General features: G+C 41.9%; 8 protein-coding genes and 2 pseudogenes. 6 read left to right on the top strand and 4 right to left on the bottom strand.

Annotation, left to right across the window (positions count from 1 at the left end; translation table 11 throughout):
• Window positions 1-233, top strand: a pseudogene (locus AZH43_RS18080) (RrF2 family transcriptional regulator); the annotation flags it as partial.
• 7 nt (window positions 234-240) lie between these two features.
• On the opposite strand, the pseudogene icmH reads toward AZH43_RS18080, so the two are convergent.
• The 4 genes and pseudogenes from icmH to tssH form a co-directional block, all read right to left on the bottom strand.
• Window positions 241-879 (bottom strand): annotated as a pseudogene (gene icmH / locus AZH43_RS07485) (type IVB secretion system protein IcmH/DotU); the annotation flags it as partial.
• A 6-nt stretch (window positions 880-885) separates the two neighbouring features.
• Window positions 886-2250, bottom strand: a complete 1365-nt coding sequence (gene tssK, locus AZH43_RS07480; protein ID WP_067668299.1) for a type VI secretion system baseplate subunit TssK — start codon at window positions 2248-2250, stop codon at window positions 886-888.
• 5 nt (window positions 2251-2255) lie between these two features.
• Complete coding sequence (tssA, locus tag AZH43_RS07475; RefSeq protein ID WP_067668297.1) at window positions 2256-3380, bottom strand: type VI secretion system protein TssA; 1125 nt, start codon at window positions 3378-3380, stop codon at window positions 2256-2258.
• Between the two features lie 18 nt (window positions 3381-3398).
• Complete coding sequence (gene tssH, locus AZH43_RS07470; RefSeq protein WP_067668295.1) at window positions 3399-6068, bottom strand: type VI secretion system ATPase TssH; 2670 nt, start codon at window positions 6066-6068, stop codon at window positions 3399-3401.
• Between the two features lie 361 nt (window positions 6069-6429).
• On the opposite strand from tssH, the gene AZH43_RS07465 reads away from it, so the two are divergent.
• The 5 genes from AZH43_RS07465 to tssE all read left to right on the top strand — a co-directional run bounded on the left by AZH43_RS07465 (window position 6430) and on the right by tssE (window position 10217).
• Window positions 6430-7116 carry a hypothetical protein gene (locus AZH43_RS07465; protein WP_067668293.1) on the top strand — a complete coding sequence of 229 codons (687 nt, stop codon included), beginning with the start codon at window positions 6430-6432 and terminating at the stop codon, window positions 7114-7116.
• A gap of 13 nt (window positions 7117-7129) precedes the next feature.
• Complete coding sequence (gene tssB, locus AZH43_RS07460; protein ID WP_067668291.1) at window positions 7130-7633, top strand: type VI secretion system contractile sheath small subunit; 504 nt, start codon at window positions 7130-7132, stop codon at window positions 7631-7633.
• Entirely contained in the window at window positions 7626-9110 is a 1485-nt protein-coding gene (gene tssC / locus AZH43_RS07455) for a type VI secretion system contractile sheath large subunit (RefSeq protein ID WP_067668289.1), read from the top strand. Before tssB ends, tssC begins: the two co-directional genes overlap by 8 nt.
• Window positions 9111-9159: 49 nt before the next feature.
• Complete coding sequence (locus AZH43_RS07450) at window positions 9160-9663, top strand: Hcp family type VI secretion system effector (protein WP_067668287.1); 504 nt, start codon at window positions 9160-9162, stop codon at window positions 9661-9663.
• A gap of 77 nt (window positions 9664-9740) precedes the next feature.
• Window positions 9741-10217 (top strand): type VI secretion system baseplate subunit TssE, encoded by a 477-nt coding sequence (gene tssE / locus AZH43_RS07445; RefSeq protein ID WP_067668286.1) that lies wholly within the window; start codon window positions 9741-9743, stop codon window positions 10215-10217.
• The last annotated feature ends 10 nt before the right edge of the window (window positions 10218-10227 follow it).

The following is a 10227-nucleotide window of genomic DNA, read 5'->3' as shown; positions in this document are numbered from 1 at the left end:
AAATTGCAGAAAGCCTGAATGTCTCGCAAAATCATTTGGTGAAAATTGTGCATTTCATGGCGAAACAGGACTGGCTGATCACCTCTCGCGGCAAAGGCGGCGGCATTCGCCTCAACCCGCAAGCCCTGACCTTGCAGCTGGGCCAGATTGTTCGGATCCTGCAGCGCGAAACGCCAATTGTCGAGTGCAATACACCCCCTTGCGTCCTGCGCAGCAACTGCGGGCTGAAAGGCAYTYKMGGTGAATGATGTGTTTAATTTGATCAGGAAGGGCTGCAAAGGGTGAAAATGAATCTTTCTTGCCTTTTAAATAGTCAATTTCATCACCGACCCGCGAAGCAAGAACATTCAGGTTTTCTATTGATTCTAAACGGTATTTGCCATGGAACCCCAATAGCATGCAATAGTGGTAGACCTCAAGCGCCGGCAGCCGCTCTTTACCTTTGCTTCGGATCTCATCCAGCTGTTCAAAAAAGCGGTAGCCTGCCAGCTGCGAACCGAATAAGCTCAATTGCAAGGGGCACATCATCCAGCTGTTTTGCAATTCAAAAAACCGTGCGTCCCGTTGTGTGACAATAGTTTCATCCAGCAAGGCGCAATATGCATACTTGGCGTCTTGAATATCATCACTGCTGAATTGCAATTTTCGCGCTTGGCTTTCAAACCGGTTCAGCAGATTTAAAATTTTCTCCCTGAAACTTTCTGCATTTGACGGCATATACTGATTTTTCAGCAGAAAAACAATGTAAAAACCGTCATGCATTAAGTCGACAATATTTGGTGTACTGGCTATTTTACTTTCTTTAACTGCCGCCGGCGTCATGCCAGTGCCAATCTGGCCATCATCAAAAAGTGACGGCGCATTATTGTGTATATTCATTATAAATTATCCATTCATCACTGCAATTAATTCAATGGCAATGTCCTGAAAGCCGCTAGGAATATAGACGCAGATCGTTTCGGAATCGAGCATGCGTTGATAAAGATCATTATGAGGCTCTATTTCAAAATAACTCACCCCCGAACGCACAGGAATGGCTGTCGGTACCTGCATTAAATGCAGCAATGGAATGGCCGGTAATGCAGCGACAACCCGCTGCTCGACATCCACAGTACTGCCAACTTTAAAGCGCAATGGAATATAGGAAATTAGATCGTGCGCAGGCATGGCACCGCTGGAAACGGCTAAATAGAAACGTGTATCGCGGGTAATTTTGTCTGACTCTAGGCTTCCGTTCCAATATGAAGGCCGAGCTTCTTTCAGCGCAATGCTGATATACCGGTTTGAAATAATGGTATCCAGCAGATCGCGTAAAATTTTGTCTAAACGGCCAAAACTGTTTTCTAAATCATGATGCTGATATGCAGGCAATTGATCGACTTCATAGGCAGTTGAGAAAGTCAGCAGGGAGCCGCTTAAGCGTAGAAGTTCAAAATACAGCCGTTCAGGGTGAATATTCGGATACTGCATCAAGTGATTTAAGGTTGCATGCGCGGTATTTAATGCATTTACCAGCCAAAATGAAACAATATCCCCGGAACGGAATTCAATCAGTTTTTGTTCATTTTCGCGGTTATTTGCCTGAATCGCTTTAATCTTGGCTTTAATGACATTCAGTGTACGTTTTAATCCTGAAATTAGTAAGTCACTGGCTTCAATATGCAATATTGGCGGAATAAATTTCGTATCCAGTACAAAACTGCCAGAGCTTAGGCGCTTAATCCCTCCAATTGGCAGATAGATATAACCGTCCAATTGCTGCGGTTCTTGATTGAGCTCGAAAAGTTTGAACTCTGCACGGCGCTGCAGCAGCGTAATGTCAGCATTGCTGGCATCAGTAAATAAATCATGTGTTTCAATTAAATGTGAATGATATCGGCTGGACTGAGCATTTCCATTTTTAAATCGGACATTCTTTTTGTTTGGCTGCAGAAGCGGTAAAGCAAGATAGATGCGCATTTCGCCTTTTAAATTTAGAGCATCCAGCATGATCGGCTCAGGCAGTAAATCTTGAGCTGGCGCTTGATAAATCTCTCCATCCTGCCAGATCATTTCAATTTTAGTTAAGGCCAAAAGCTGAGCAGCAAGCTGGGACTCATCAAATTCTAATGATTGAATGCCATAGGCAAATGGAATAGTGGCCCTGACTGTTTGGCTCAGACGCAGTTCATGATAGGCATCCTGCAGCTGAAAATGCTGCGGACGTAAAAAAAGGCCTTCACCCCATAATATTTTTTGTGCTTTAAACATCTGAATTACCAGTTAGTATTGTTTTCATTATTTGATTCATCGCTGTATTCATAGACACCCAGCAGTTCTTGAACACCATCCAAGGGCTTTTCATTTTTCAATACATGCGTCAGCCATTCATGCAGCGGCATCCTGCTCCATTTTATGGTTTTCCGCAGTAGATAGCTGACAGGGCTATGCGGCTCATTCACCTGAAAATAATCAGAAATTTCCTGCAGTACATGCATAGCCTGTTCCCGGTTTGCTAAATGAGCTTGCGGCTGCGGCTGAAAAGACGGCCGGGTATTCATTGCTTGTACAGGCTCATTTGGGCTGGGATGAAACAGATGGTTTTGTTGCGTCGAAGTGGCAACTGATACTTCATTTGCATGAACAAATGCATCGGCTTTGTAGAGTTTTTTTAACGTCAAATGACTCATTTCAATTTGTGAATCAATTGAAGCAAAGCTGGGAGCATCCAATCCCATCAAACTATCCAAAATGTCTTTAAGTTGCTGCCAATGTTTCAAAATATCCAAAAATTGATGATAATTTTGATATTGAAAAGATTTTGATGTATTGAACAAGGCTTGCTCAAATTGCTCGAAAGAACCCGCTTGCGTATTATTGACGTCATCCTCAAGGTTCATTTTGAGTTTTTGATTCTGCTGATGCAGCATGCTTTCATAATCAAAAAGTGTATAAGCTGAACTCTGATTGGTAATCGGGATGCTTTTTAATAAATTTGGAATTAAATTGATAAAGCCTTGAAGCAATCCAATCCGCTGATCTAAATCATCTTCTTCAATTTCAGGATGGAGCTGAATCCAATACTCAGCCAAACTGCGGTGTGTCAGCTCAATGGCTTTCGCTGTGCCTTCAAACCCATACAAATGTGTCCATGCCTCCAGCAGCCATGTAAATAGCCGAAGATCTTTGGTTCTATCAATCAGCAATTCTGTAGATTTTGCATGAATAAATACCCAGTCCGCTTGTTTGGGCTCTGAAACCCAATCGCCCTGTTCAAGCAAAGGGTCATCCTGAGTCTTTGCCTTTTTAATCGCATGGAACTCATTGGAAAAAGAACAGTCTGTTCCGCATGGGCTGCTGTCTGAAATGGGCTGTAATAAATGATCGAGTTCTAAACTCATAATCTGCCTATATTAAAATTATGCTGTTATTATTTTTGATTTTTTCGATTTTGTTTTTTTTACTGGTTGGAGATCAGTGTCGAGTTTGTAGTGTATTTCGTCATTGTGGACAAAAATTTCTATTAAGCTTGGGAGCTTCTGTTCGCTCATTGCCAGTAAAAGTTCTGTAGCAAGGGCGGGAAGCACCGTCGAATTTAAAATATTATCGACATTGCGGGCGCCGCTATCTATTTCAGTACAGCGGTTTAAAAGCAGCTCAATTAAATCATTGTTATAAATTACTTTTGTTTGATATTGGTGTTCAATTCTGGAGGTGATTTTGCCTAATTTCTGCTGAATGATTTGAACCAGCAGTTCATCATGCAGTGGGTAATACGGCACAATACGCATACGGCCTAAAAATGCGGGTTTAAATTGCTTATACAGGCTTGGCTTAAGCTGTTCAATCAATTCTTCGGCAGCAGGCCATTCTTTTACAGGGCGGTTAAGGCATGCCTGCATAATGGCGCTTGAACCTGTGTTGGAGGTTAAAAGTATAGTGGTATTTTTAAAATCAATCAGGCGCCCTTCGCCATCTTCCAGCACGCCTTTATCAAGAACTTGATAAAATAATTCTTGCACATCATTGTGCGCTTTTTCAATTTCATCCAGCAGCACAACACTGTAGGGATTACGGCGTACGGCCTCGGTCAATATTCCGCCTTGACCATAGCCAACATAACCGGGCGGCGCGCCTTTTAAAGAAGAAACGGTATGCGCCTCCTGATATTCGGACATATTGATGGTGATTAAATGTGATTCGCCGCCATACAATTCATTGGCCAAAGTGAGGGCAGTCTCGGTTTTTCCTACGCCGCTTGGTCCCACCAGCATAAAGACACCTTGCGGTTTATTGGGATCTTCCAATCTTGCCTTAGAGGTTTTTATGCCTTGCACCAGCTGATGCAGCGCATAAGCTTGCCCCATCACGCGCTGGCTGAGCTTTTCTTCTAAATTCAGGATGTGCTTAATGTCATCATTCACCATTTTTCCGACAGGGATGCCTGTCCAATCTGAAATAATTTCATTAATAATTGACGCATTGACCCGCTCAAAAACTAGAGGAGATGAACCTTGCAAAGCAGACAGCTGCTGACGCAATGCAGTAATGGTGTCTGCAGGGCAGATTTCTTCGGTTTGCTGCAATTTTTGAATTTTTTGCACTAAACTCAACTCACTTCTCCACTGAGCTTCTGTTTTCTCAATATCATGCGCTAAACCGGCTATGGCTGTGGCTAACTCATCCAAGCGCGCATGATGAATCGGCATGTTTTTATTTTCCTGTATTAAAATTTCATACTGGAGCTTAAGATTATGCTGCTGTGCATAAAGCTGATCCAGCTGCACCGGAACTGCGCTTTGCGTTAATGCGACCCGGGCAGCTGCCGTATCTAAAACACTGATGGCTTTGTCGGGCAGCTGTCGGCCGGTAATATAGCGCTGAGAGGCCTGTACAGCATTAACAACCGCTTCATCATCAATCTGCAGCTTAAAATGGCCGGCCATTACCGGTATCATGGCGCGCAGCATATCAATGGCTGTTTCTTCATCAGGCTCTTCAACTTTCACTACCTGAAAGCGCCGGCTCAGCGCCGCATCTTTTTCAAAATACTGTTTGTATTCAGCCCAAGTTGTAGCGGCAATGGTTCGCAATTCACCGCGGGCCAATGCGGGTTTAAGAAGGTTCGCAGCATCATTTTGTCCAGCTTGACCGCCAGCGCCTATCAATGTGTGAGCTTCATCTATGAAGATTATAATGGGGTGACAGGAAGACTGAACTTCTTGAATCACTTGTTTTAAGCGGTTTTCAAATTCACCTTTAACACTGGCGCCCGCTTGCAGCAGGCCCATATCCAGAACATGGAGCTGGACATTTTTTAGGGCATCAGGAACCTGATTTTGAGCAATTTTCAGGGCTAAACCTTCAACAACTGCTGTTTTTCCGACGCCAGGTTCGCCGGTTAAAATGGGATTGTTTTGACGGCGCCGCATCAAAATATCCAGCATCATGCGAATTTCGAATTCACGTCCAATTACGGGGTCAATTTCGCCATTTTTTGCTTTTTCAGTTAGATTGATGGTGTACTGATCTAATGCCGGCGTTTGGACAGCTGATTTGACTATGTTTCCTGCTGAAGCTGTATCTGCGGCTTTTTGTTCTGATTGTTGAAGCTGATTTTCACAGCTGGCATGGCACAAATCTATAAATTTATGCTTCATGGTATCAATGGGAAAAAGGTCAAAAAGTGAAGATGCGCGGTTGGCAATTTGAGATAAATCATCGGCAGTCAAGAGGGCCGTGATTAAATGGCCGCTGCGGATGACCGGGTTCTGTTCAGCAGATGCCAGCAGCCAAGCCTGTTCCAGCAAGCGGATGATCGACTTGGCAAAAATAGGTGTTCGTGTATTGCCTTTAGGCAAATGCGAAATGCTTTTTGTTAGGTCTTGAATTAAGCCATCTTTAGAAATATGGTATTTATTAATTAAAATTTGAAGATCATTGCTGCTTTTTTGATTAAGCAGTTCTAATAAAAAATGTTCAATTTCAATTTCATAATTCTGCAGTGAGATGCAGGTATTGGCTGATTTTTCGAGCGATAAGCGTGATTGTGCAGATAATTTCGTAATTAAAATTTTTAAATTATTCATATATTTCTCAATATTTTTAAGAACAAGCAGCTCATTTAAATAAGTCTAGTTATGGGCTGTTTTTTTATTTAATAAGCTTATTATTTTTTAAATCAATGCCTTAAGTTATTATTTGTAATAAAGCAGTCGGCGTATTCTACATAAATTTTAGAAAAATCAAAATTAAATCACGCTTATTTGCAAAAAATAATCAAAAAATGACGTTTTTTGTTCATTGCTAAAATTTATATGTTGACTTTTGGTGATATTTTTTTGTTAAATCTGCACCGTAATAAATCAAAATAATGATTAGAAAAAGGAAGAATCACAAATTAATAAGTGATGAACCTTGCAGATAACGACTAAATTTAGAGAATAATTCATGCATATTATGACCAAAGGGATGATTTTCATTCCGATGCTTGCTGTTGTCTGCATGACACAGGCAAGCCATGCTAAAAAAGAAGACACGGCTGAAATTAAAAAATCATGCGCAAAAATTTATCCCTTGGCTGCTGGGGATAGCGATGCTGATTTAATCAGTCTGTATAGTCAGGTCTGCGATAAAAAAAACAGGAAGAACCCAGAACTGCTGGCGCAATTGCAAATTCAAATTGCGCAAAAATATCAAGCGCTTGATCAAAATCTAAAAGCGCTGCAAGCGGTAAATCAGCTCCGCAATCAGAATATCCATACACCTGAACTGACAGATATTGTGTTTCTTGCAGGTACGGCAATTTCACAAAATGCATTAAATCAGATGCGTACTGTTGAACTGCGTGCATTATCTGTAGAAACTTATGCGCCCGCAAAGCTATTGGCGGAAACAATTTATTTTGCGCAGTCGACAGTGCCGGGAAATGCGGCAGCAGCGGAATATCCAAATAAAAAGAAATCAAGCAAAAAAACCGCGGAAAAAAATACAGCATATAAAAAAACAAAAATAGAAGCCACGAAAAGCATAGCGCCTAAAGCCGTTAAAACAAGCAAAGCGGCAGCCAAAGAACCCGTACTGAAAGCTTCAAATTCCTCAAGCGCATCTCCGTTTGATACATTCAATAAAAAATAACAAGGACATAAAGATGGCAAAGCGTGAAAGTGTACAAAAAAAATTACAGCGCATAAGGCCGCCGCGTGTGCAGCTGACTTACGATGTTGACGTTGGGGATGGACGTGAAGTAAAAGAGTTGCCTTTCGTGGTCGGGGTTTTAGGCGATTTTTCAGCAGCGTCTGAATTGGAAAAAACCAAGCTGAAGGACAAAAAATTCATTAATGTGGATTTAGAAAATATTGACGAAGTCATTGAGTCTTTAGCGCCGCGAGCCAATTACCAAGTGGCCAATACATTGACGGAAGAAGGCGGAAAAATGCCAGTTGATCTGACTTTTAAATCGATGGATGACTTCCGCCCAGAAAAGGTGGTGCAGCAAGTTGATCCTTTGAAAAAACTGGTGGCCGCCCGTGAGCGGCTGACCGATTTACGCAATAAAATTTCCAATAATGAACGGCTGGAAGATCTGCTGGATGATGTACTGCAAAATACGGATCAAGTCCGCACACTAAGTTTGGAAGCCGAAAATGAATAATTCAAATACTGCAGCGCTATCGAATACAGCTTTCAAAGAAGATTATAATTTACTGGACTCAATTGTTGAACAAAGCCGAATTGCGCGTACGGAAGATGAGCATCACCGTGCAAAAAGCTTAATTGGTGAGTTAGCGAAAGAAGTGATGGCGGGAACCATCACGGTTTCTGAAAACATGACTTTATCTATTGATAAGCGCATTGCAGAAATTGATGCGTTGATTTCAACGCAGTTAAGCCAAATTATGCATCATGCGGATTTTCAGAAAGTAGAATCAACATGGCGCGGTTTGTATTATTTTTGCCAAGAAACCCCGTCGAATTCTTTAATTAAAATTCGTATGCTGAATACAACCAAAAAAGAATTGATCAAAGATTTTCAAGGTGCAACAGACTTTGATCAAAGTACACTATTTAAGAAAATATATGAAGAAGAGTACGGCTCGTTTGGCGGCGCGCCTTATGCGACGCTTATCGGGGACTTTGAATTTGACCGGACGCCGTCTGATCTGTATTTGCTGGAACAGATTTCACATGTGGCGGCCGCTGCGCATGCGCCTTTTATTTCGGCGGCCAGCCCGGAGATGTTTGGTTTAGAGGCCTTTACAGATATTGACCGGCCACGGGATGTTTCAAAAATCTTTGAAACTGCTGAATATGTGCAATGGCGATCTTTTCGTGAAAGCGACGATGCGCGTTATGTGGCATTGACTATGCCACGCGTATTGGGACGTTTGCCGTATCATCCAAAGGAAGGCACAGCAACTGAAGGCTTTAACTATGCAGAAGAAGTCTCCGGGGAAAATCATAATGAATATTTATGGATGAACGCCGCTTACGCCTTTTCAACCCGTTTGACCAATGCGTTTGATATGCATGGATGGTGCGCTGCAATACGCGGTGTAGAAGGCGGCGGTTTAGTCGAAGGCCTGCCGGTACATACATTTAAAACCAATGATGGGGAAGTGGTCTTTAAATGTCCGACTGAAATTGCAATTACAGACCGTCGTGAAAAGGAGCTGAGCGATTTAGGTTTTGTACCTTTGGTGCATTGCAAAAACACTGACTATGCCGCATTTTTCGGTGCACAGTCTGCACAAAAACCTAAAAAATATGATAGCGATACGGCGAATGCCAATTCAGCTTTATCCAGTCAAATCCAATACATCATGGCGGTTTCACGCATTGCGCATTATTTGAAAGCAATGATGCGAGATAAAGTGGGAAGTTTTGCATCTGCAGGAAATGTTGAAGCCTTTTTGAATGATTGGCTCTCTCAATATGTGCTGCTGGATGATGGCGCCTCTCAAGAAGCCAAAGCGCAATACCCACTGCGTGAAGCGTCTGTAAAAGTTGTAGAGAACCCAGCACAGCCTGGACACTACAAGTCTGTGGTCTTTTTAAGGCCGCATTTCCAGTTGGATGAGTTATCAGTATCTTTGAGACTTGTTACTGAGCTTCCTCAGTCCTCAAATTAATGAGGCAACATAATAATAACTTGAAATTAAAATCAGGAAAAATATAAAAATGAAAGACATATACGTTCAGTTTAAAGGTAAATACAAAGTGGATGGCGAATCCCGGGATTCTGAGCACAAGAATTGGCTGGAAGTGAATTCTTGGTCTCACAATATGCGTCAGCCAAAGTCAGCCACTTCATCAAGTGTAGGCGGGCATACTGCTGAACGTGTTGAACATTCAGATATGATTTTTATGAAGGATTTGGATGCGACCAGTCCAAAACTTTGGGAAGCATGTTCTGCAGGCTACACATTTGATGAAGTTCAAATTGATTTTTACCGTGCAAATGGCGACAAACGCATTAAATATCTTCAGATTAAATTGAAGCATGTCTTAATTTCGAGCGTAACGCCAAATGTCAATGAAGAAGGCGTGCCGAATGAAGCTTTTGGCCTGAAATACGCTGCTGTCGAATGGACTTACAATCAGCAGGATATTAACGGCACTCAAAAAGGCGCAGTAACAAAAAAATGGTCGCTTTCAAATAATACTGCATCTTACGCAGCATAATTTAAAGTCGCATTTTGAGGTAGAGGCTGATTTTCATTGGCCTCTATTTTTACAATTATCATATTAAAAATAAGAACATGAATTTAGACCAGCTTTATCCGTATGGCTTTAAAACAACCTTATTTGACCGGATGCTGCCCAATGAACAGCATGGACAGCAAGGCCTGTCACTTCAGCAATTGCGTGAATCAGTTGCACTGGACTTAGAAGATTTATTAAATAGCCGGGCTTCGAAATTAAGCAATGAAATTCATGATTTTCCTTTGGCTAAGCAGTCAATTCTACAGTTTGGCATCATTGATTTTGTCGGGCTTTCGACAGCAAACCCAATGGACCGGGACAAAATTTGCCAATCAATTGAGCAGTCAATTGCAGCGCACGAGCCAAGGCTGAAACAGATTCAAGTTGAAATGCTTATGGAAGGTCACAACATGGGGGCGCTTTGCCTCAGCATTCAGGCTTTCTTGAATATTCATCCTCTATATGAGCCTGTTATTTTTGATGCCTTGCTGAAACCGACCACACAACAATATGTTATTTCGACTAGAGCTTAAGTAGGTTCAC

The sequence above is a fragment of the Acinetobacter pragensis genome, from assembly GCF_001605895.1.
Lineage (GTDB): Bacteria > Pseudomonadota > Gammaproteobacteria > Pseudomonadales > Moraxellaceae > Acinetobacter > Acinetobacter pragensis.
This window is presented reverse-complemented; position numbering and strand designations above follow the sequence as displayed.

Bases quoted from the DNA above. Each gene is read 5' to 3' on its own strand.
- tssC (WP_067668289.1), top strand. From the start codon at position 7,626: ATGAATAATTCAAATACTGCAGCGCTATCGAATACAGCTTTCAAAGAA.
- tssB (WP_067668291.1), top strand. From the start codon at position 7,130: ATGGCAAAGCGTGAAAGTGTACAAAAAAAATTACAGCGCATAAGGCCG.
- AZH43_RS07465 (WP_067668293.1), top strand. From the start codon at position 6,430: ATGCATATTATGACCAAAGGGATGATTTTCATTCCGATGCTTGCTGTT.
- AZH43_RS07450 (WP_067668287.1), top strand. From the start codon at position 9,160: ATGAAAGACATATACGTTCAGTTTAAAGGTAAATACAAAGTGGATGGC.
- tssK (WP_067668299.1), bottom strand. From the start codon at position 2,250: ATGTTTAAAGCACAAAAAATATTATGGGGTGAAGGCCTTTTTTTACGT.
- tssE (WP_067668286.1), top strand. From the start codon at position 9,741: ATGAATTTAGACCAGCTTTATCCGTATGGCTTTAAAACAACCTTATTT.
- tssA (WP_067668297.1), bottom strand. From the start codon at position 3,380: ATGAGTTTAGAACTCGATCATTTATTACAGCCCATTTCAGACAGCAGC.
- tssH (WP_067668295.1), bottom strand. From the start codon at position 6,068: ATGAATAATTTAAAAATTTTAATTACGAAATTATCTGCACAATCACGC.